The following is a 22,403-nucleotide window of genomic DNA, read 5'->3' as shown; positions in this document are numbered from 1 at the left end:
AAAAATCGTCATGCCAGGCTTGCCAGAGATGCAACAACGTGCAGGGAATGCGGCCTGCAGGCTACCCTGCCCGGCCGCAAACGCCCGCCCCACGGGGGCTGGCGCCGGCCAGAACTTGCCTGAACGGACTCAGCGGCCCGCGACGAAGACCGGCATCTGCTTGGGCTGGTTGCCGCCGGTGGCACCGAGCGCCAGGAACTTGCGCGGATCCTGGGCGATGCCGCGTATGCGGACCTCGAAGTGCAGGTGCGCCCCGGTCGAACGCCCGGTCGAACCCACATCGGCCACATGCTGGCCGCGCTTGACGATGTCGCCCACCTTCACGAACAGCCGCGAGGCGTGGGCGTAGCGGGTGATGATGTTGTTGCCGTGGTCGATTTCAAGCATGTTGCCGAACTGATAATGATATTCCGAGGCGATCACCACCCCGGCGGCGGCGGCGACGATCCGGGTGCCGACCGGGGCCGGGAAGTCCAGGCCTTCATGGAAGGCGTTGTGGCCGCTGAAGGGGTCCAGCCGCCAGCCGAAGCTCGACGAGTTGTAGGCCACGTTGACCGGTTGATTGGTCGGCAGCAGGCGCGACTTGATCTTGTCGCCCATGAGGGTGGATTCCACCGCGTTGAGATAATCGGAACGATGGCCGGCATCCTGGGCCAGGTTGTCGAGCATGCGGCGCAGCTCGTCCATGCCGACATCCCGGCCGGAGCCGGCGATGCTGGAGACTTCAGCGCCACCACGACCGGGCAGCTCCTTGAAATTGAATTCTTCCGGACGGATGCCGGCCAGGCCCTGCACGCGTTCGCCCAGCGCATCCAGGCGCATCATCTGGGCCTGCATCTCGCCGACCTTCACGGCCATCATGGCCAGGTTCTCTTTCAGGAATTTCTCGTTGCGGCCATCTTCTTCCTGGCTCATGGAGACGGCCAGCTTGTGCAGCATGGGCGCGGCATCCGGGTCGCCGGCCTTGTTGAGCAGAAAATAGGTGATGGACAGCGAAGCGCCGGCGATCACGCTCACCAGCAGCAGCAACATCAGCAGGAGGTGCTTGGTACCGAGCGTGACCGATCGGGCTTTGGTGAAACGGGGGTGCAACAGGATAATTTGCATCTTTGCTCCTTGGTCTCCGGCCGGTCAGACACCGGATGTGATAAGGTTTAAAGATGAAGTACGCATCTACGTTTACCCCTTATCGGCCTGCTCTCACAAGTGCTCAACGCATGGCGAAGAGCACGAAGGGAGCCGCGGATTTCTTGCGGTCGAATTCGACGATGGCGGCGCTGTTGCCCGCCCTGGCTCGCATGGGCACGCTGCAGCAGTCAGTGGCCGCGAACTTGCCGGCGATGTTTGCCGCGTGTCAGATCTTGCAGTTTGAAGCTGGCGTGCTGGTCATGAGCGCGCCCAATGCAGCGCTGGCGGCACGGTTGAAGCAGCAAACCCCGAGGCTGCAGGACCGCCTGCTGAAGGACGGATGGCAGGTTAATTCAATCCGAATCAAAGTGCAAGTTGGCCGGACGGCCCCCCCGCCAGCGCCAAAACGGGTGCTGGAACTGACCGAAAACGCGCTCACTTCCTTCGCCGAACTCAGCAGTACACTGGCCAGCGATCCGCGCAGCCAGGGCCTGAAGGAAGCCATCGACGCCATGATACGGCGGCGCGACCAGCGCAGATTGGCCAAGCAGGCAGGAGAAGACCCGCCATTTCTTCAGGGAAAATAGTCCTGAAATAGCCGGATCACGAGATTCTTCTAAAAAATTTACAAGATTTCTCTCGTCAGATCGCCAGCAAGCCACCGCCAGAAAAGCAAACGCCCCGGTCCAGGCCGGGGCGTTTTACATTGCGGCGTGTGCAGCCAGCATCAGCGCCAGCGTCAGTTCAGCGCCCACTCCTGCTGGGCTTGCATCACGTAAGTCTGCGGGGCCTGGTCGAGCTGGTCGAAGCTGACGATCTCATAGGCATCCGGCTGCGACAGCAATTCGCGCAGCAACAGGTTGTTCAAGCCATGGCCGGACTTGTGGGCATCGTAGCTGGCCAGCAGCGGATGGCCGATGATGTACAGGTCGCCGATGGCATCGAGGATCTTGTGGCGCACGAACTCGTTGTCGTAGCGCAGGCCGTCGGCATTGAGGATGCGGTACTCATCCATGACGATGGCGTTCTCGAAGGAACCGCCACGGGCCAGGCCCATGCCGCGCAGGGTTTCCACGTCCTGCATGAAACCGAAGGTGCGCGCGCGGGCGATTTCCTTGACGTAGGAGTCGATGCCGAAATCGACCTCGGCCACCTGTCCGGTACCATCCACGGCCGGGTGGTTGAATTCGATGAAGAACTTCAGGCGGAAGCCGTCATAGGGCTCCAGGCGCGCCCATTTTTCCTTGTCGCCCGTGCCTTCGCGCACTTCCACCGCCTTCTTGACGCGGATGAATTTCTTGGGCGCGTTCTGCTCCTGCAGGCCGGCCTGCTGCAGCAGGAAGACGAAGGACGAGGCCGAACCATCCATGATGGGGATTTCTTCGGCAGTCAGGTCGATGATCAGATTGTCGATGCCCAGCCCGGCGCAGGCCGACAGCAGGTGTTCGACGGTGGAAACCTTGGCACCATCCTTGGTCAGGGTCGAGGCCATGCGGGTATCGCCCACGCCGGTAGCGATCATCGGCAGCTCGACCACGGGATCGAGATCCACGCGGCGGAACAGGATGCCGGTATCGGGGGCGGCCGGACGCAGGGTCAGCTCGACCTTGGTGCCGGAGTGCAGGCCGACGCCGGTGGTCTTGACCAGATTCTTGATTGTGCGCTGTTTCAACATCCGGTCATTATAGCCAAGATGCCCCTGCCCCGCCCCTTGCGGTAGGGCTTTGTTGCAAATCGTTCCTATCTGTAAAACAGGGGCCGGAGGCGCCCATTCATCGATCACAGCGATAAATCCATTTCCCCAAGGAAAAACGGCATGCCGCAGCATGCCGTTTCTTTTTCGCCTGGTGGCCGGGAAATCCCGGCAGGCATCAGCCCAACTGGCCCAGCAGGGTTTCCGCGTTGGAGACCTCGAACTTGCCCGGGGCTTCCAGATTCAGTTGCTTGACCACGCCGTCTTCGACCAGCATGGAATAGCGCTGCGAGCGCACGCCCATGTTGCGTTCGGTCAGGTCGAATTCCATGCCCAAGGCCTTGGTGAACGTGGCGCTGCCATCACCCAGCATGCGCACGATGCCGGTGGCCTTCTGGTCGCGGCCCCAGGCGCCCATGACGAAGGCATCGTTGACCGAGATGCACCAGATCTCATCCACACCCTTGGCCTTGAACTGGTCAGCCAGGGCGATGTAGCCCGGCACGTGCTTGGCCGAACAGGTCGGGGTGAAGGCGCCCGGCAGCGCGAACAGCGCGATCTTCTTGCCCTTGACCAGGTCCGACACCTTGAAGGCGTTGGGGCCCAGGCTGCAGCCTTCGGTCTCGGTCTCGATGAATTCGGTCAGGGTGCCTTCGGGCAGGCGGTCGCCGATCTTGATGGTCATGGTGTTTCCTCGTCTGGTTGTAGGACTGTGAATTAAGTGGTGAAACAGATGCATCTGCCGCGATTGATCGATTCAGCAGATGAGTTGCCGGCACGCTGCGCACGAAAAAACGCCGCGCACGTGGCGCGGCGTTAGTATGCCTTGGAACGGAGCGGCCTGCTGTGAAGCGAGCGGCCGTCCGTGACCAACGACGATCAGTCTGCCTGCTTGCGCAGGAAGGCCGGGATGTCGTAGGTTTCCATGCCGTTCTTTTCCAGGGCGCGCACGGTGTCGGAAGCCGACTCGCGACGCCACACGGCCGGGGCCTTCAGGCCACCGAAGGTAGCACCACCGGCTTGCGCGTTACCTTGCGGCATCACGCCACCGACGGCCATCATCGGCTCGTTGTGGGTACCGGTGCGCATGACCGGGGTCTGCACCAGTTGCACGGCCTTGCGGGCACGGCCCAGGCCGGTGGCCACCACGGTCACGCGGATCTCGTCACCCATGCTGTCATCGTAGGCGATGCCCTGGGCGATCGAGGCGTCCGGTGCCGCGAAGGCGCGCACGGTGGCCATGACTTCCTTGATTTCCTTGCCCTTCAGGCCACGGCTGGCAGTGACGTTGACCAGCACGCCGCGCGCGCCGGACAGGTCGATGCCATCCAGCAGCGGCGAAGCCACGGCCTGCTCGGCGGCCACGCGGGCGCGGTCCACACCAGCAGCGGTTGCGGTACCCATCATGGCCTTGCCCTGCTCGCCCATGATGGTCTTGACGTCGTTGAAGTCGACGTTGATGTGGCCGGGCACGTTGATGATTTCGGCGATACCGGCCACCGCGTTGTTCAACACGTCATCGGCGTGCGACAGCCATTCGATCATGCTGTCGTCTTCGTAGATCTCTTCCAGCTTTTCGTTGAGGATGATGATCAGCGAATCGACGTGCTGGGTCAGCTCTTCCAGGCCGGCGTCGGCGATGTCCATGCACTTCTGGCCTTCGTAGGAGAAGGGCTTGGAGACCACGGCCACCGTCAGTGCGCCCAGCGACTTGGCCACTTGCGCCACCACCGGAGCGGCACCGGTGCCGGTACCGCCACCCATGCCGGCGGCGATGAAGACCATGTGCGCGCCGCGCAGGGAATCTTCGATGCGGGCGCGGGTTTCCTCGGCCAGGCGGCGGCCGACGTCGGGCTGCATGCCGGCGCCCAGACCGGTATCACCGATCTGGATGACGTTGTGCGCCTTCGATTGCTTCAGTGCTTGGGCATCCGTATTGGCGGCGATGAATTCGACGCCGGACACACCCTTGTTAATCATGTGCTGCACGGCATTGCCGCCAGCACCGCCCACGCCCACGACCTTGATGATCGTACCCAGCGTCGCATTGTCGACCATATCGATTTCCATGATGACTCCTTAAAATATATGTGTCCTGCAGCTGGCAGTTGATAGGCATCACGCGGTGTGACGACTAGCAACTGATCACTGCTGTCCGTATGTGTGCTTCCCTGTTGTTTCTTGTTGATGCTGATACCGATGCTGCCAATGATGCGACTGATGCCTTGAAACCTTAAATTCTTGAAGCCTTGATACCGCTATTCTAAGAAAACACTGCTGCAAATTTGCTGCCGTTCTCATCAATTTTTTACTGCCAGAACCGTACAACCGAACCGCCAGCAACGACCAATGCTTTTACATCCTGATGCATTCACCACCGGCCGCTCGTGGCAGCCGATGAGAATCCATCAGAAATTGCCGAGGAACCATTCCTTCATACGCTGCCAGACCGCCTTCACCGAGCCTTCCTGGCGCGTCACGATGTAGCCGCGCAGATACTGTTTCTTGGCTTCCTGCAGCAGGCCCAGCACGGTCGAGTAGCGCGGGCTGCGCACCACGTCGGCCAGCTGGCCGCTGTATTCAGGCGTGCCCAGGCGTGCCGGTTTCAGGAAAATGTCTTCGGCCAGTTCGGTCATGCCCGGCATCATCGCCGAGCCACCGGTCAACACGATGCCGGAAGACAGCACCTCTTCATAACCCGACTCGCGCACCACCTGGTGCACCAGCGCGAACAGCTCTTCCACACGCGGCTCGATCACGGCGGCCAAGGCCTGGCGCGAGAGCGTACGTGGATTGCGGTCACCCAGGCCGGGCACTTCCAGCGTCTCGGTCGGATCGGCCAGGATCTGCTTGGCCACGCCATAGCGCAGCTTGATTTCTTCGGCTTCCAGCGTCGGGGTGCGCAGGGCCATGGCGATGTCGTTGGTGATCTGGTCGCCGGCAATGGGGATCACCGCGGTATGGCGGATCGCCCCTTCGGTGAAGACCGCCACGTCGGTGGTACCGCCGCCGATGTCGACCAGCACCACGCCCAGCTCGCGCTCGTCGGTGGTCAGCACCGAATCGGCCGAAGCCATCGGCTGCAGGATCAGGTCCGACACTTCCAGGCCGCAGCGGCGCACGCACTTGACGATGTTCTGCACGGCAGAGACCGCACCGGTGACGATGTGCACCTTCACTTCCAGGCGGATGCCGCTCATGCCGATGGGCTCGCGCACGTCTTCCTGGTTGTCGACGATGAATTCCTGCGGGACCGTGTGCAGCAGCTGCTGGTCGGTCGGGATGTTGACCGCCTTGGCGGTCTCGATCACGCGCGAGACGTCGGCCGCGGTGACTTCCTTGTCCTTGATGGCGACCATGCCGCTGGAGTTGAAGCTGCGGATGTGGCTGCCCGCAATGCCGGTGTAGACATTGCGGATCTTGCAGTCGGCCATCAGCTCGGCTTCCTCCAGCGCGCGCTGGATGGATTCGACGGTGGCCTCGATGTTGACCACCACGCCTTTCTTGAGCCCCTTGGATTCGGACTGCCCCAGCCCGATCACTTCATGGCGGCCATCGGGCAGCACCTCGGCCACCACCGCCACCACTTTCGAGGTGCCGATGTCGAGACCGACGATCAGATTTTTTGCGTCTTTTGTCATAGCATTCCGCTTATTTCTTTTTCCCGTTCATTGCCGCCAGCACCATTCCATCTGCCTTCAGGGCCATCCCGTTGGGATAGCGCAAGTCGACGCTTTCTATCTTGCCCTGCAATCGTTCCAGCAACTGCGGATACACCGCCACCAGCCGCGCCACCCGTTCCTTCAACACCGCATCGCCCTGGTCACGGCCCAGCTCGACGGTCATGCCGTTGTCCAGCCGCACGGTCCAGGCGTAGCGGTTCGAGAGCACCAGCGACTCCGGCTCCAGCTTGATGGGCGCGAACCACTGGCGAAACAGCGCCAGCCGCGCCACCACCTGCTTCTCGCTGCCGGGCGGGCCATCGAACTCCAGCAGGTCACCGTCGTCCTCGGCCTCGGCCAGGTTGGCGGTGAACACGTCACCCTTCTGCGAGAGCAGCTTGCCATCCTCGCCCCAGGTGCCCAGGGCCTTGTGTTCCTCGATCTTCACCACCAGCCGGTCCGGCCATTCACGCCGCACCATGGCCTTGCGCACCCAGGGCACGGCTTCGAAGGCCGCCCGCACCGCCGTCAGATCGGCGGTGAAGAAATTGCCATGGATGCGCGGCACCGCGGTCGCCCGCACCGTCAACGCATTGACCTTCTCCAGCGGCATGTCGCCGGAGGATTCAATGCGTATCGTGTGCAGCGTAAACATCGGGCGCTGCGCTACCCACCATAAACCTGATGCCACCAGGGCCAGCAGCACCAGCGCAATGAGCGCACTGCTGATGGCGTTGAGCATCTTGACGTCCTGCCACATCGACGCGTTCTTCCTTAAACCCGGGCCATTACGGCTGGCCCGCCTGCGGCGTCCAGTCCTTCGAGGGCGTCATGTCCAGCGACGCCATCTGCAGGATCGTGCAGCACAGGTCTTCATAGCTCAGGCCCACGGCCTTGGCCGCCATCGGCACCAGGGAATGGCCGGTCATGCCGGGCGAGGTGTTGATTTCGATCAGGTAAGGCTCGGCCTTGCCATCCCCCTCGCGCAGCATGAAGTCGACCCGGCTCCAGCCGCGGCAACCCAGCGCATTGAAGGCCCGTACCGCCAGATCCTGGATGTGGTGCGTCAGTTCCTCATCCAGCGGGGCGGGGCAGTAATATTTCGTGTCGTCAGTGAAATATTTGTTCTGATAGTCGTAATTGCCACCCGGCGCGCAGATCTCGATGATCGGCAAGGCCCGTGCATCGCGCCCTTTGCCCAGCACCGGCACCGTCAATTCACGGCCACGGATGAATTCCTCGGCCAGCACCACACTGTCGTAGCGGGCGCACATGTCGAAGCTCACCTGCATGTCGGAATAACCATTCACCTTGGCAATGCCGATGGTCGAGCCTTCGTGCGGGGCCTTCAGCATCAAGGGCAGGCCCAGCTCATCAGGGACAACACGCAGTTGCTCGCGCGTGGTGGCCTTGGCATCCAGGCTCAGGAAGCGCGGCGTCGGCAGGCCGTGCGAGAGCCAGATGCGCTTGGTCATGATCTTGTCCATGGCGATGCTGGAGGCCATCACGCCGGGACCGGTATAGGGCAGGCCCATCTGTTCCAGCGCACCTTGCAGCGTGCCGTCTTCGCCATAGCGGCCATGCAGGGCGATGAAGACGCGGTCGAATTTCTCGGCCTGCAATTCACCCAGGCTGCGCTCGGCCGGGTCGAAGGCATGCGCATCCACACCCTTGCTGCGCAAGGCCTGCAGGACACCGTTGCCCGACATCATCGACACTTCGCGCTCGGCGGAGCGGCCGCCGAAGAGCACGCCGACACGGCCGAAGGCCTTGATCTGGTCTTGGCTGATCATGCGGCCCCCTGTTCGTTCTTGCCACCGGCTTGCGCCACCAGGCGGCCGGGTACGGCGGAAATCGATCCCGCGCCCATGGTCATGACCACATCGCCATCGCGCACCACATTGCGGATGGTCTCGGGCATGTCGCCGATGTCATCCACGAAGACCGGCTCCACCTTGCCTGCCGCACGCAGCGCATGCGCCAGCGAACGGCCGTCAGCGGCCACGATGGGCGCTTCACCGGCCGAATACACTTCGCCCAGCACCAGCACATCGGGCGAGGACAGGACCTTGACGAAATCCTCGAACAGGTCGCGCGTGCGGGTATAGCGATGCGGCTGGAAGGCCAGCACCAGGCGGCGCCCCGGATAAGCGCCACGGGCGGCGGCGATGGTGGCGGCGGTCTCGACCGGGTGGTGGCCGTAATCGTCCACCAGCGTGAAATGGCCAGCCGGATTGCCCTGCGCATCGGTGATCGGCACTTCGCCATAACGCGTGAAGCGACGGCCCACACCGTTGAATTCGGTCAGTGCTTTCTGGGTGGCGGCATCGTCCACGTCCAGTTCGCGCGCAATCGCGATGGCGGCGCAAGCGTTCTGCACGTTGTGCATGCCGGGCTGGTTCAGGCTCACCTGCATGGGGGCGTAGCCGTCCTGGATCACGGTGAATTCCATCTTGCCGTCGACCGCCTTGGCATCGATGGCGCGCACATCGGCGTCTTCATGGAAACCATAGGTGAGGATGGGCTTGGAGACCATGGGCATGATCTCGCGCACGTGCGGGTCGTCGAGACAGAGCACGGCCACGCCGTAGAACGGCAGGCGCTGGGTGAACTCGACGAAGGCCTGCTTCAGGCGCGCGAAATCATGGTTGTAGGTTTCCATGTGATCGGCATCGATGTTGGTGATGACTTCGATCACGGGCGTGAGGTTGAGGAAGGACGCATCCGATTCATCGGCCTCGGCCACGATGAATTCACCGGTCCCCAGCTTGGCATTGGCGCCGGCGCTGGTGAGGCGGCCGCCGATGACGAAGGTCGGGTCCAGCCCGCCCTGCGCCAGCACGCTCGCCACCAGGCTGGTGGTGGTGGTCTTGCCGTGCGTACCGGCAATCGCAATGCCCTTCTTCAGGCGCATCAGTTCGCCCAGCATCACCGCACGCGGCACGATGGGGATGTGCTTCTTGCGCGCGGCCAGCACCTCCGGGTTGTCGCCCTTGACGGCGGTGGAGGTGACGATGGCGTCAGCGCCCTCGATGTTCTCGGCTGCATGGCCATAGCGGATGCTGGCACCCAGCTGCGCCAGGCGCTGGGTGGCGGCGTTGCTGCCCAGGTCCGAGCCGGAGACGCCGTAGCCCAGGTTGAGCAAGACTTCAGCAATGCCGCTCATGCCCGAGCCGCCGATGCCGACAAAATGGATATTCTTGACGCGATGCTTCATGGTGTTACCAGTCCTTCCAGCACGCGCGCGATTGCCTCGTTGGCATCGCGCCGGCCTTGTTCGTACGCCGCCTGCGCCATGGCATGGCATGCAGCGCGGTCCAGTTTCTGCAGCAAACCGGCCAGGTGATCCGGCGTCAGTTCGCGTTGCGGCAGGTGAATCGCCGCCTTGTTCTGTGCCATCCATTTGGCATTGTCGATCTGGTGCGAGGTGGTCGACACCGCCAGGGGAACCAGCACGCTGGCCACGCCCGCTGCCGTCAGCTCGGAGACGGTGATCGCGCCGGCGCGGCAGATCACCAGATCAGCCTCGGCATAGCGGCGCGGCATGTCGTCGATGAAATCGACCACTTCGGCCTGCACGCCTGCCGCCTCATACGCTGAACGCAAGGCCGCGATGTGCTGCTTGCCCGATTGATGCGTCACCTGCGGACGCAACTCGGCGGGCAGTTTTGCCAGCGCCGCCGGCACGTTGTCGTTCAGCACCTTGGCGCCCAGGCTGCCGCCCACCACCAGGATCTTCAGCGGGCCGCTGCGGCCGGCGTAACGCTGGGCCGGTTGCGGCAGCGCGATGATTTCCTTGCGCACCGGATTGCCGGTGACCTCGGCCTTGTCCGCTGCCTTGCCAAAATCGGCAGGGAAGCCGAACAGCACCTTGGTGGCCATCGGCGTGAGGGTCTTGTTCGACAGCAGCAGGGCCGCATCCGCATTGACCAGCACCAGCGGCTTGCCACGCAGGCGCGCCATCATGCCGCCCGGCACGGTAACGTAACCGCCCATGCCCAGCACCACATCGGGGCGACGGCGGCCGAGGATGGCATGGCAATGCAAGAAGCTTGCCGCCAGGCGCCACACGCCCTTGACCGTATGCATCAGGCCCTTGCCGCGCAGGCCGGCGAAGACGATGCTGTCCATCTCCACGCCATGGCGCGGCACCAGTTCGCGCTCCATGCCGTGCGTGGTGCCCAGCCAGCTCACCTGCCAGCCACGCGCACGCATGGTGTCGGCAATGGCCAGGCCGGGGAAGATGTGGCCACCGGTACCGGCGGCCATGATGAGCAATGTGCGGGGCGCGTTCATAGACGGCCTCCGCGCATGAGCACCCGGTTTTCGTAATCGATGCGCAGCAGAATGGCCAGGCCCACGCAATTGAGCAGCACGCCCGAACCGCCATAGCTCATCAGCGGCAGCGTCAGGCCCTTGGTCGGCAGCAGGCCGAGGTTCACGCCCATGTTGATGAAGGCCTGCACGCCCAGCCAGATGCCGATGCCCTTGGCCACCAGGCCGGCAAAGGTCAGGTCCAGCGCGATGGCCTGGCGGCCGATCTCGAAGGCATGCTTGACCAGCCAGTAGAACAGCAGCACCACCACCAGCACGCCGGCGAAACCGAGTTCCTCGCCGATCACGGCGAGCAGGAAGTCGGTATGCGCTTCCGGCAGGTAGTGCAGTTTTTCCACGCTGCTGCCCAGGCCCACGCCGAAGAGCTCGCCACGGCCGAAGGCGATCAGCGAGTGCGACAGCTGATAGGCCTTGCCCAGTGCGTTTTCCTCTTCCCACGGATTCAGGTAGGCAAAGATACGCTCGCGCCGCCACGGAGAAGTCACGATGACCAGCGAGAACACCCCGACCAGCGTGGCACCGATGCCGCCAAACCAGACGCCGTTGATGCCGCCCAGGAACAGGATACCCATGGCGATGCAGACGATCACGCCGAAGGCACCGAGGTCGGGCTCCAGCAGCAGCAGCAAGCCCACCAGGCCGACGGCGGCCGCCATCGGGAAGAAGCCCTTGACCAGCTTGTGCATCACCGCCTGCTTGCGCACCGTGTAGTCGGCGGCGTACAGCACGATGAAGAGCTTCATCAGTTCGGAGGGCTGCAGGTTGATGACCTTCAGCGAGAGCCAGCGCTTGGCACCGTTGACGCCCTTGCCGACGCCAGGAATGAGCACCATCAACAGCAGTATCAGGGTGATCGCGAACAGATAGGGCGCCCACTTCTGCCAGGTCTCCATACGCACGCGGAAGGCCAGCGCGCCCGCGATGATGGAGAGCACGATGAAGATCGCCTGGCGGATCAGGAAGTGGTAATTCGAATAGGAGGCGTACTTGGGCGAATCCGGCAGCGCCACCGAGGCCGAGTAGACCATCACCATGCCGAACAGCATCAACAGCAGCACCACCCAGATCAGCGGCTGGTCGTATTCCATCATGCGCGAACGCTGCTCGAAACCGATGCTGCCCGATGCGCTGCCACGGCCACTGCGGCCACCCTGGGCGCGGCCGGCGGCCGCCGGCGCGGCTTCTTTCAAGCCACCCAGCCAGCTGCGCACGGAAGACAGGCCCAGTTTCATGCCAGCACCTCACCGCGCGAGAGCGCCAGTTCACGCACCGCATCCACGAAGACTTCGGCGCGATGGGCGTAGTTGCGGAACATGTCCAGGCTGGCGCAAGCCGGCGAGAGCAGGACGATGTCGCCGGCGGTGGCGAGTTCTCCGGCCTTTTCCACGGCGGCTTCCAGGCTGGCGCAATCGATCAGCTCGACCCCGCTGTCGGCCAGGGCGGCGCGCACGGCAGGAGCGTCACGGCCGATCAGCAAGACTGCACGAGCATATTTCTGTACTGGCAGGTCCAGCGGCGAAAAGTCCTGGCCCTTGCCGTCGCCACCGGCGATCAGCACGATGCGATTGGGACGGCCGCCCAGCCCCAGGCCATTGAGCGCGGCCACCGTGGCACCGACATTGGTGCCCTTGCTGTCGTCGTAGTATTCGACATCCTGGATCACGCCGACCAGTTCCACGCGATGCGGCTCACCGGTGTACTCGCGCAGGCCATGCAGCAGCGGTGCCATCGGCAGGTCGATGGCGCGGCACAGGGCCAGTGCGGCCAGCGCATTCATGGCGTTGTGGGCACCGCGAATGCGCAGGGCATCGGCGGGCATGAGACGCTTGACGGTCACCGGCGGCGGCAGCATGTCCTTCTGCTTGCGGCGGCGCTTGCCCTCCGGCACTTCGTCATCTTCATGCACGAAGGCATTGGCCAGCCACAGCATGCCGTTGTCGTTGACCAGGCCGAAGCTGTTGGGCGTGGACGGTTCATCCAGGCCGAAAGTGGACAGCGGCGCGGCGGCGGCGCTCATCTCCATCACTAGGGCGTCATCGCGATTGAGTACGCGCACGGTATCCTGGCCGAAGATGCGGGCCTTGTCGGCGGCATAGTGCTCCATGCTGCAGTGCCAGTCCAGGTGATCCTGGGTCAAATTCAGGACGGTGGCGGCGTGCGGCTGGAGGCTGTGCGTGGTGTGCAGCTGGAAGCTGGAAAGCTCCAGCACCCAGGCTTGCGGCATCGAGCCGCGATAGGTCGGCTCGGGCGGCGGCGGTGGCGGGACTTCCACCAGCGCATCTTCCTCGGCCTTGCGCGAGACTTCCATGAAGTCGCCCAGGTTCATGGCCTCGCCAGTGGTCGCCGGGGCGTCGATCTCGGCTTGCGGGATCGCGTCGGAAGCGACGTCCAGCGTGGCCGCGACAGCCGGCTCCGGCGCTTCGTGCGCGGCGGAGCTGGCTGCCTCGGCGTCATCGGGGGAGGCTTCGGTGGCGGAATGCGCGGTCTCGGGTGCCGGCTGCAGTGCAGTTTCCTGTCCTGTTTCCTGTCCTGTTTCCTGTCCTGTTTCCTGTCCTGTTTCCGGTACAGATTCCTGCACAGAAGCTGGTACAGAATCCTGTACGTTCTCCTGTCCTGCTTCCTGCTCTGCCACCGGCTGCTGCTCCGCAGTCGCCAGCAGATCCATCTGCGGCGCGGGTTCAGATTCCGATGCGGAGACCGGCGCGTCTGCTTGCGGCTGCGCCTGCAACACCGGCACCGCAATCGCAGCGGCCGCCTCGATGCTGGCGGCGGCACGGCGATGCTTCTCGGCTTCGGCCGCCTGCTGGGCATCCAGCACGGCCTGCTGCGCGGCTTGCGCTTCAGCTTCGGCGGCAGCCTGTTCGGCGGCGATCGCATCCTGCTCGGCCAGTTCGGCCAGGAATACCTTGTCCTTGATGACCGCTTCGCGCAGCACATCCAGGGCGGCCGGGCTGATGTTGCCCGCCACTTGCACCGACAGGCCGGCGCGCTGGCACAGCAGGCCGGTCAAACGGGTCACGGTAGTCTTGCCGTTGGTGCCGGTGATGGCCAGCACCTTGGGTTGATACAGGGTCTCTTCGCGCAAGGCGGCCAGCGCCTGCGCAAACAATTCGATCTCGCCCCACAGCGGCAGGCCGCGTTCGGCAATGGCCGGCATCAGCGGTGCCAGCTCGCCTTCGGGTGCCAGGCCGGGACTGACGGCGACGAAATCGATTCCATCAAGCAAGGACGGCGACAAGGGCTGGCCCAGCACGGCCTGCGCCTCGGGCGCGTCGGCGCGCAAGGCGGCCAGGCGCTCGGCCAGGGCCGCTTCGCCACGGGTATCGGCCACGCGCACGCCGGCGCCGCAGTAGACCAGCCACCGCGCCATTGCCAGGCCGGACTCGCCGAGTCCGAGCACCAGAACGTGTTTGCCCGAGTAATTCATCGTTGTTTCCAGACTCACTTCTTCACTTGTTTCTTGCCATGCAGGGACTGCCCTGCCAACCACAAAGGCAGCGCTTGCCATACTTCACAAGGGCTGCCGTTTTTGTTCATATCGCCTGTTTACCGCAGCTTCAGCGTCGACAAGCCGACCAGCACCAGCATCATGGTGATGATCCAGAAACGCACCACCACCTGGGTTTCCTTCCAGCCCTTCTGCTCGTAGTGATGGTGCAGCGGTGCCATCAGCAGCACGCGGCGGCCGGTGCCGAAGCGCTTCTTGGTGTACTTGAAATAGGCCACCTGGATCATCACCGAGAGCGTTTCCACCACGAAGATGCCGCCCATGATGAAGAGCACGATTTCCTGACGCACGATGACCGCGATGGTGCCCAGCGCACCGCCCAGCGCCAGTGCGCCGACGTCGCCCATGAACACCTGCGCCGGGTAGGCGTTGTACCAGAGGAAGGCCAGCCCCGCGCCGCCCATGGCACCGCAGAAGATCAGCAGTTCGCCGGCCCCCGGGATGTGCGGGATGAACAGATACTTGGCATAGGCCGCATTGCCGGTCAGGTAGGCGAACAGGCCGAGGGCCGCACCGACCAGCACGGTCGGCATGATGGCCAGGCCGTCCAGGCCATCGGTCAGGTTGACCGCATTGCTGGTGCCGACGATGACGAAATAGGTCAGCGCGATGAAACCCCACACGCCCAGCGGATAGGTCACGGTCTTGAAGAAGGGCACGATCAGGTCGGCCTTGGGCGGCAGGTCCAGGCTGAAGCCGGAACGCACCCAGGCGACGAAGAGATCGAAGACCTTCATGTTGCTCACCTCGGATACCGAGAAGGCCAGGTAGAACGCGGCCACCAGGCCGATCAGCGATTGCCAGAAATATTTTTCGCGCGAGCGCATGCCTTCCGGATCGCGATAGACCACCTTGCGGTAGTCATCGACCCAGCCGATGGCGCCGAAACCGAGCGTGACGATCAGCACGATCCACACGAAACGGTTGGACAGGTCGGCCCACAGCAAGGTGGAAATGCCGATGCCGATCAGGATCAGCACGCCGCCCATGGTCGGGGTGCCGGACTTGATGAGGTGAGTCTGCGGACCATCCTGGCGCACGGCCTGACCGACCTTCATGCGGGTGAGCATGCGGATCACGGCCGGGCCGGCGATCATGCCGATCAGCAGGGCCGTGAGCGTGGCAAACACCGCGCGGAAGGTGATGAAGTTGAACAGGCGCAGAAAGCCGAAATCCTGTTGAAAATTCTGTGCGAGCCAGACCAGCATGCTAATGGGTCTCCTGTTGATGTTGCGTGAGGGATTCAACGTTGACCAGATGCTGTACAACTCGCTCCATCTTCATGAAGCGTGAACCTTTTACCAAAACGGTCGCGCCCTGCGGCGCGGCCTGTTCCACCGCCGCATTGAGTGCGGCGATGTCGTCGAAATGCATGGCCTGCGCTACGTTTTGCAGCGCGGGGCCATACGAAGTGACGGCGTGTTTCGTCAATTCGCCCAGCCCGAAGAAGAGCGGGATGCCACGGCTGCGGGCATAGGCACCGATCTCGGCATGGAACTGCGGACCCTGGTCGCCGACCTCGCCCATGTCGCCCAGTACCAGCACGCGCGGGCCGGCGATGGACGCCAGCACGTCGATGGCGGCGCGCACGGAATCGGGGTTGGCGTTGTAGGTGTCGTCGATCACCAGCGCACCGCTGCGTGCTTGCTTGCGCTGCAGGCGGCCGTTGACCGGGGCGAAGCTCTGCAGGCCGCGCACCACGGCGTCCACCGGGATGCCGGCACCCAGCGCGCAGGCGGCAGCCGCCAGCGCATTGCGTACGTTGTGCTCACCGACCGCAGCCAGTTCCACCTTGAACTGTGCGGGCGGCACGGCCAGCCCTTTCACCGTCACTTGCAGGGTGCTGCCGAACGCGGAGGCCTGGTAGCTGGCGCTCACATCGGCTTGCGCATTCAGGCCGAAGGTCAGCACGCGGCGCGCACCGGCTTCTTCACGCCAGAGCGCAGTGAAATCGTCATCGGCCGGGAACACGGCCACGCCATCGGCGGGCAGGTGGCGGATCACGGCGCCATTCTCGCGGGCCACCGCTTCCACGCTGGCCATGAATTCCTGATGCTCGCGCTGGGCATTGTTGACCAGGCCCAGCGTCGGCTCGGCGATGCGCGAGAGCACGGCGATCTCGCCCGGATGGTTCATGCCCATCTCGATGACGGCCGCCTGGTGATGTGCGCGCAGGCGGAACAGGGTCAGCGGCACGCCGATCTCGTTGTTGAAATTGCCGCGCGTGCCCAGGTAGCCGTCTTCACCGAAGGCGGCAGCGAGGATGGCGGCGATCATTTCCTTGACGGTGGTCTTGCCGTTGCTGCCAGTGACGCCAATGACCGGAATCTGGCGCTGCGCACGCCAGCCATGGGCGATCTGGCCCAGTGCGGCGCGGGTGTCGGGCACCACGATGGCCGGTACGCTCAATCCCGGCGGCACGCGGTCGACCACCACGGCGGCAGCGCCTTGGGCGACCACCGCATCGAGGAAATCATGCGCATCGAAACGTTCGCCGCGCAGCGCGACGAAGACATTGCCGGGCTTGACCGCACGGCTGTCGGTGACCACGTCATTGAGGTCGAGCACGCCGGCCGGCGCATTGACCACGCCCGGCACGGTGTGCGCGGAGGCGGCTTCCTCCGCGGTGCGGATCCATTCCAGCAACTGGCGGAAATCGAATCGCATCATGCGCCCCCCATCATGGTCGAGCGCGCGGCGAGCGCCAGCGCGACATGGTCGGCATCGAGGAAGGGCAATTTCTTGCCGGCGATTTCCTGGTAGGGCTCGTGCCCCTTGCCGGCCAGCAGGACCACATCGGCCTTGGTGGCATGGCGGATCGCCCACAGGATGGCACCGGCGCGATCGGGCAGCACGGTCGGTTCGACGCGGCTCATGCCGGCGCGGATCTGCTCGATGATGGCATGGGGATCTTCGGTGCGCGGGTTGTCGCTGGTCAGCACCACCTGGTCGGCCTGCTCGGCGATCTGGCCCATCTGCGGGCGCTTGCCCGGATCGCGATCGCCACCGCAGCCGAACACGCACCAAAGCTGTCCACCGCGCTGGGTAGCGACCTGGCGCAGGGTGGACAGGGTCTTGTCGAGGGCATCGGGCGTATGCGCGTAATCGATCACGATCAGCGGTACATCGGGTCCGCCAAATTGCTGCATGCGGCCTGGCGCGGGCAGCAGCGCGGCGGCCGCAGCGACCACGGCATCCCAGGCCACGCCCTGGGTCAGCAGCACACCCATGATGCCCAGCACGTTGCTGACATTGAAACGTCCGACCAGCTGGGTCTTGACCTGGCCGCTGCCGAAAGGGGAATCGACATGGAAGGCGGTACCGGTATGGCTGCTGCGCAATTGGCTGGCGCGCAAAGTCGGTACGCCGTGCGTATCGCCGCCCAGCTCGTCCGCAATCGCGTAGCCGATCACCGGCAGCTTGCGCTCGGCCAGCAACGGCAGCAGGCGCTGGCCCATGCCGTCATCCAGATTGACCACGGCATGCTTCAGGCCCGGCCACTGGAACAGCTTGCGCTTGGCGTCTTCGTAGGTCTGCATGTCACCGTGGAAATCCAGGTGATCGCGGGTGAAATTGGTCAACAGGGCGACATCGACGTGCATGCCGTTCATGCGGCCCTGGGCCAGTCCGATGGAGGAAGCCTCAATGGCCAGCGCGCTCACGCGGGCCTGCGACAGCTTGAACAGGCTGCGTTGCAGCAGCACGGCGTCCGGCGTGGTGTAGCCGGTGACGTCGAAGCCTTGCGGCTTGCCGTTGACGAATGACCCCACGCCCAGCGTGCCGATGACACCGGCGCTGCTGGCACCGGCCAGGCGCGACAGTGCCGTACCCAGCCAGTAGGCGCAGGAGGTCTTGCCGTTGGTGCCCGTCACGGCCACCGTCAGCATGTGCTGATCAGGCTGGCCATACCAGGCGGCGGCGATCTCGCCGGCACGCATCTTCAGGTCGGGCACGGCCAGGTGCGGCGCATCGATCTGCTCGGGCCAGCTGTAGCCATCGGCTTCATACAGCACGGCAGCGGCACCGCGCTCGACGGCATCGGCAATATAGGAACGGCCGTCGGCGTCGCCCACGTAGGCGAAGAACACGTCGCCCGCTGCCACGCGGCGGGAATCCGAGGTCAGTTGCGCAGACGGCGACGCCTGGCGCAGCCAGGCGAGGATCTCTTGAAGGCTCGGAACGCGCTGGGACATTACATGCTCTCCTCTAGCGGTTCTTTGGGAATGATGATGTTGGTCACGCTGGAATCAGGCGGTACGTTCAATGCGCGCAAGGCATTGGCGGCCACGTTTGCAAACACCGGGCCGGCCACCGGGCCGCCGTAGTGCTGGCCTTGCGGCTCGTCGATCATCACCGAGATGATCAGGCGCGGGTCCGACATCGGGGCGATGCCCGAGAAGGAGGCCACGTACTTGCGCACATACTTGCCGCCCTCGATCTTGTAGGCGGTACCGGTCTTGCCACCGACGCGATAGCCCGGCACCTGGGCCTGCGGGGCCGTGCCGCCGGGGGCGACCACAGTTTCCAGCATGCGGCGCATCTGCAGGGCGGTATCAGCCGAGATGACGCGCTGGCCGATGGGCGAATCGGTGACCTTGGTGAAGGACAGCGGAATGATGTCGCCATTGCGGGCGAAGATCAGGTAAGCGTGCGCCAGCTGGATCAGCGAGACCGAGATGCCGTGGCCGTAGCTCATGGTGGCCTGCTCGATCGGACGCCACGACTTGTAGGGACGCACGCGCCCGGCCACCGCACCCGGGAAGCCGAACTTGGGCTGCTGGCCGAAGCCGACCGTGGTGAACATTTCCCACATCTCTTCCGGCGGCATGCCCAGCGCGATCTTGGCGGTACCGATATTGGAAGACTTCTCGATGATCTGCGCCACCGTCAGCGGACCGTGGGCATGCGAGTCGCCGATGGTGGCGGTGCCGATGGTCATCTTGCCGGGCGCGGTCTGGAACACGGTCGAGGGCGTGACGCGATGGGTATCCAGCGCCAGGGCCACGGTGAAGGGCTTGAGCGTGGAGCCGGGTTCGAAGGTATCGGTCACGACGCGGTTGCGCAGCTGCGCGCCGGTCAGCACCGAACGGTCATTGGGGTTGTAGGTCGGCAGGTTGGCCAGGGCCAGCACCTCGCCGGTCTTGGCATCGACCACGATGATGCCGCCGGCCTTGGCCTTGAATTTCTCGACCGCTTCCTTCAGTTGGGTGAAGGCGATGTACTGGATCTTGCTGTCGATGGACAGGGTCAGGTCGCGGCCGTCATGCGGCTCGCGGATGGATTCGATGTCTTCCACCACGCGGCCCAGGCGATCCTTGATGACGCGGCGGCTGCCCGTCATGCCGGCCAGGGTCTTCTGCGCGGCCAGTTCCATGCCGTCCTGCCCGGCGTCTTCGATATTGGTGAAGCCGACCACGTGCGCCATCACCTCGCCTTCGGGATAGAAGCGCTTGTATTCCTTGCGGGTCTCGATGCCGGGAATGCCCAGCTTGACGATCTTGTCAGCGGTATCCTGTTCGACCTGACGCTTCAGGTAGACGAAGCTGCGGTCGGAATCGAGCTTCTTGCGCAGTTCGGCATCGCTCATTTCCAGCAGCTTGGCCAGCTGCACCAGCTTGTCCTTGGGCGCGGCCTGCACGTCTTCCGGGATGGCCCAGATGGCCTTGACCGGCACCGACGAAGCCAGCACCTGGCCGTTGCGGTCGGTGATCTTGCCGCGCGTGGCCGGCAATTCCAGCGTGCGGGCGTAGCGTGACGCACCCTGCTTCTGCAGGAAATCGGTGGACACGCCTTGCAGCCACAGCGCGCGCAATACCAGCGCCACGAAGGCGGCAAACAGCACGAACAGCACGAAGCGCGAACGCCAGGCCGGCAGCTTGACCTGCAAGATGGGATTGGAAGAAAACGCCACGCCCTTGGAAGCCGCCACACGGCCACCGGAGAGGTTGGTACGCGGAGGCATCTTGGTCATGGTGCCCCCACGGTCAGGTATTGGGTACGGGCGGAGGAGACCGGAACCATGCCCAGGTCACGGCGCGCCAGTTCCTCGATGCGGGCGTTCTTGCCCAGCGTCGATTGGTCCAGCTGCAGCTGCGCCCAGTCGACGTCGAGCTGGCGGGCCGCGCTCTGGGCGCGTTCCAGCTCGATGAACAGGCTGCGGGCCTTGTACTGGGCGCTCACGACCGACAGCGCGCAACCCACCAGCATGATGGTCAGCAGGATGCACAGGCGCCCGGTCATGCAGGCGCCCCTTGGGTCGTGGTGGAGGAAACGGGCGTCACGCGCTCCAGGCCGCGCATGACCGCCGAGCGGGCACGCGGGTTGGCAGTGACTTCGTCAGTGCTGGGCATGACACGCGGCAGCAGGCGGGCCGGCGCTTGCGGCAGGTCCACGGCACGGATCGGCAGGCGACGGTCGGGCTGCGGCGCATGGGCTTTGGAGGCCATGAACTGCTTGACGATGCGATCTTCCAGCGAGTGAAAGCTGATCACGACCAATCTCCCGTGCTGCGCCATCTGGGCAAATGCCTTGTCCAGACCTACTTCGAGTTCTTCAAGCTCTTGATTGACGAAAATCCGTACAGCCTGAAATGTACGAGTGGCCGGGTCTTTGCCTTTCTCGCGGGTTTTGACGGCTTGTGCCACGAGCGCGGCAAGCTGTCGTGTGCTTGAAATTGGCTCGATTGCCCGGCCAGCAACAATCTTCTTTGCAATCTGAAGAGCAAACCGTTCTTCCCCATAATCTCGTATCACCTTTGCAATCTGCTGTTCATCTGCCGTTGCCAGCCATTCCGCTGCCGACACGCCACGGGTGGTATCCATGCGCATGTCCAGCGGGCCATCGAGGCGAAAACTGAAGCCGCGCGCGGCGTCATCCACCTGCGGCGACGAGATGCCCAAATCCATCAATACGCCGTCGACCTGCGCAATGCCGCGTGCGGCAAGCGCTTCATCCATGGTCGCGAAGCTGTCGTGCACGATCTCGAACCGGGCATCGTCAATCTTCTGCGCCGTGGCGATGGCCAACGGATCCTTGTCAAATGCGATCAGGCGCCCTTGCGGGCCCAGCCTGGACAGGATGGCGCGGCTATGACCGCCGCGGCCGAAGGTTCCGTCCAGGTAAATGCCATTGGCGCGCTCGCCCACAATGGCCAGCGCGTCCACGGCTTCTTCCAACAGCACGGTGCGGTGCTGCAGCTCGGGCACCGGTTGCAGATTCATCTTGTCCGGCCGTCAGAAGGAAAAGTTGCTCAACACATCCGGCATGCCACCTGCCACAGCCTCGGCTTCGCTTTCGGCCAGCTTGACGGCATCCCAGATTTCGAAATGACTACCCATGCCCAGCAACATCACATCACGCTGCAAGCCCACGGCCGCGCGCAGTTCGGGCGCGATCAGGATGCGGCCGGCGCTGTCGAGCTCCACGTCCTGGGCATTGCCCAGGAAGATGCGCTGCCAGGCACGGGCCGACATCGGCCAGTTGGCGATCTGCTCGCGATGCGTTTCCCAAGTCGGGCGCGGGAAAAACAGCAGGCAGCCATGCGGATGGCGCGTCACGGTGGCGCGTCCTTCGCACTGCACAATCAGGGCGTCACGATGCTTGGCCGGAATGGTCATCCGTCCTTTGGCATCGAGATTGAGTGCTGACGCGCCCTGGAACACTGTGTTTTTCCTTCGCCTGCGGCGAGTGAGATTGCTGATCGGGTGCCGTGTCCTGCCGGGCAAATGCAAATGACGCCACAAATGCCCCACAAAAAAACACTTTTTGACACTGCCGCCCACTTTAGTGGATGCACTATTGCAGGTCAAGCGGTATACGCAGCGAAAAACCGGGATTTTGCTAATAAAGTCAAAGACTTAGCGCACTTCCTTAAAACCGGCCATTCACAACATTTGTGAAGAAAATGAAGGACTTAGCATTTACATTGAAGGTGCAACCTGAGCTATACACATGTGTTTCGCGCCAGAATTGCGCAACGGCGCGGATTTGCGCCGCATGGAACAGCCGCTGTGCCCGATTTCGGGGCAGCACCAGAGAGGAAATTGGAGGGAATCCGACTGCGCCCGATTTGCGAGTG

Annotated in this window: 19 protein-coding genes; 1 reads left to right on the top strand and 18 read right to left on the bottom strand. The window is 63.8% G+C overall.

Annotation, left to right across the window (positions count from 1 at the left end):
- Positions 1–129 precede the first annotated feature (129 nt).
- Complete coding sequence (locus ACWFUC_RS06730; protein ID WP_121042534.1) at positions 130–1,107, bottom strand: M23 family metallopeptidase; 978 nt, start codon at positions 1,105–1,107, stop codon at positions 130–132.
- A gap of 53 nt (positions 1,108–1,160) precedes the next feature.
- On the opposite strand from ACWFUC_RS06730, the gene ACWFUC_RS06725 reads away from it, so the two are divergent.
- Positions 1,161–1,715: a DciA family protein gene (locus ACWFUC_RS06725; RefSeq protein ID WP_034329324.1), complete on the top strand. Its 555-nt coding sequence runs from the start codon at positions 1,161–1,163 to the stop codon at positions 1,713–1,715.
- A 152-nt stretch (positions 1,716–1,867) separates the two neighbouring features.
- Here the strand turns inward: ACWFUC_RS06725 and lpxC are convergent, their stop codons facing one another.
- The 17 genes from lpxC to mraZ all read right to left on the bottom strand — a co-directional run bounded on the left by lpxC (position 1,868) and on the right by mraZ (position 21,987).
- Positions 1,868–2,803, bottom strand: coding sequence for a UDP-3-O-acyl-N-acetylglucosamine deacetylase (gene lpxC, locus ACWFUC_RS06720; protein ID WP_039790443.1), 936 nt, complete (start codon positions 2,801–2,803; stop codon positions 1,868–1,870).
- A 196-nt stretch (positions 2,804–2,999) separates the two neighbouring features.
- Positions 3,000–3,506 carry a peroxiredoxin gene (locus tag ACWFUC_RS06715; protein ID WP_034329321.1) on the bottom strand — a complete coding sequence of 169 codons (507 nt, stop codon included), beginning with the start codon at positions 3,504–3,506 and terminating at the stop codon, positions 3,000–3,002.
- 194 nt (positions 3,507–3,700) lie between these two features.
- Positions 3,701–4,891: a cell division protein FtsZ gene (gene ftsZ, locus ACWFUC_RS06710; RefSeq protein ID WP_034329320.1), complete on the bottom strand. Its 1,191-nt coding sequence runs from the start codon at positions 4,889–4,891 to the stop codon at positions 3,701–3,703.
- Positions 4,892–5,229: 338 nt separating this feature from the next.
- The gene (gene ftsA / locus ACWFUC_RS06705; protein ID WP_008334543.1) at positions 5,230–6,462 is read right to left on the bottom strand and encodes a cell division protein FtsA; all 1,233 of its coding nucleotides are present in this window, start codon (positions 6,460–6,462) and stop codon (positions 5,230–5,232) included.
- 10 nt (positions 6,463–6,472) lie between these two features.
- On the bottom strand, positions 6,473–7,243 hold the full coding sequence (locus tag ACWFUC_RS06700) for a cell division protein FtsQ/DivIB (protein ID WP_121042532.1): 771 nt from the start codon (positions 7,241–7,243) through the stop codon (positions 6,473–6,475).
- A gap of 28 nt (positions 7,244–7,271) precedes the next feature.
- Entirely contained in the window at positions 7,272–8,276 is a 1,005-nt protein-coding gene (locus tag ACWFUC_RS06695) for a D-alanine--D-alanine ligase (protein WP_489624442.1), read from the bottom strand.
- The gene (murC, locus tag ACWFUC_RS06690) at positions 8,273–9,700 is read right to left on the bottom strand and encodes a UDP-N-acetylmuramate--L-alanine ligase (protein ID WP_039790435.1); all 1,428 of its coding nucleotides are present in this window, start codon (positions 9,698–9,700) and stop codon (positions 8,273–8,275) included. The genes ACWFUC_RS06695 and murC overlap by 4 nt, the downstream gene beginning before the upstream one ends.
- On the bottom strand, positions 9,697–10,779 hold the full coding sequence (gene murG / locus ACWFUC_RS06685) for an undecaprenyldiphospho-muramoylpentapeptide beta-N-acetylglucosaminyltransferase (RefSeq protein ID WP_489637510.1): 1,083 nt from the start codon (positions 10,777–10,779) through the stop codon (positions 9,697–9,699). The genes murC and murG overlap by 4 nt, the downstream gene beginning before the upstream one ends.
- On the bottom strand, positions 10,776–12,050 hold the full coding sequence (ftsW, locus tag ACWFUC_RS06680; protein WP_134135692.1) for a putative lipid II flippase FtsW: 1,275 nt from the start codon (positions 12,048–12,050) through the stop codon (positions 10,776–10,778). The genes murG and ftsW overlap by 4 nt, the downstream gene beginning before the upstream one ends.
- On the bottom strand, positions 12,047–14,245 hold the full coding sequence (gene murD, locus ACWFUC_RS06675) for a UDP-N-acetylmuramoyl-L-alanine--D-glutamate ligase (protein WP_489624440.1): 2,199 nt from the start codon (positions 14,243–14,245) through the stop codon (positions 12,047–12,049). Before murD ends, ftsW begins: the two co-directional genes overlap by 4 nt.
- A 119-nt stretch (positions 14,246–14,364) precedes the next feature.
- Positions 14,365–15,534 (bottom strand): phospho-N-acetylmuramoyl-pentapeptide-transferase, encoded by a 1,170-nt coding sequence (gene mraY / locus ACWFUC_RS06670; RefSeq protein ID WP_034329301.1) that lies wholly within the window; start codon positions 15,532–15,534, stop codon positions 14,365–14,367.
- A 1-nt stretch (position 15,535) separates the two neighbouring features.
- Positions 15,536–16,996 (bottom strand): UDP-N-acetylmuramoyl-tripeptide--D-alanyl-D-alanine ligase, encoded by a 1,461-nt coding sequence (locus ACWFUC_RS06665; protein WP_489624439.1) that lies wholly within the window; start codon positions 16,994–16,996, stop codon positions 15,536–15,538.
- On the bottom strand, positions 16,993–18,519 hold the full coding sequence (locus ACWFUC_RS06660; RefSeq protein ID WP_489624438.1) for a UDP-N-acetylmuramoyl-L-alanyl-D-glutamate--2,6-diaminopimelate ligase: 1,527 nt from the start codon (positions 18,517–18,519) through the stop codon (positions 16,993–16,995). Before ACWFUC_RS06660 ends, ACWFUC_RS06665 begins: the two co-directional genes overlap by 4 nt.
- A complete protein-coding gene (locus ACWFUC_RS06655) occupies positions 18,519–20,297 on the bottom strand; it encodes a peptidoglycan D,D-transpeptidase FtsI family protein (protein ID WP_134221143.1) in 1,779 nt (592 codons plus the stop codon). The genes ACWFUC_RS06660 and ACWFUC_RS06655 overlap by 1 nt, the downstream gene beginning before the upstream one ends.
- Positions 20,294–20,566, bottom strand: a complete 273-nt coding sequence (gene ftsL, locus ACWFUC_RS06650) for a cell division protein FtsL (protein WP_034329293.1) — start codon at positions 20,564–20,566, stop codon at positions 20,294–20,296. The genes ACWFUC_RS06655 and ftsL overlap by 4 nt, the downstream gene beginning before the upstream one ends.
- Complete coding sequence (gene rsmH / locus ACWFUC_RS06645; RefSeq protein ID WP_489624437.1) at positions 20,563–21,546, bottom strand: 16S rRNA (cytosine(1402)-N(4))-methyltransferase RsmH; 984 nt, start codon at positions 21,544–21,546, stop codon at positions 20,563–20,565. The genes ftsL and rsmH overlap by 4 nt, the downstream gene beginning before the upstream one ends.
- A gap of 12 nt (positions 21,547–21,558) precedes the next feature.
- Positions 21,559–21,987: a division/cell wall cluster transcriptional repressor MraZ gene (mraZ, locus tag ACWFUC_RS06640; RefSeq protein WP_006465511.1), complete on the bottom strand. Its 429-nt coding sequence runs from the start codon at positions 21,985–21,987 to the stop codon at positions 21,559–21,561.
- Between the last annotated feature and the right edge of the window lie 416 nt (positions 21,988–22,403).

It is taken from the genome of Herbaspirillum sp. Her4 (genome assembly GCF_057961335.1).
This window is presented reverse-complemented; position numbering and strand designations above follow the sequence as displayed.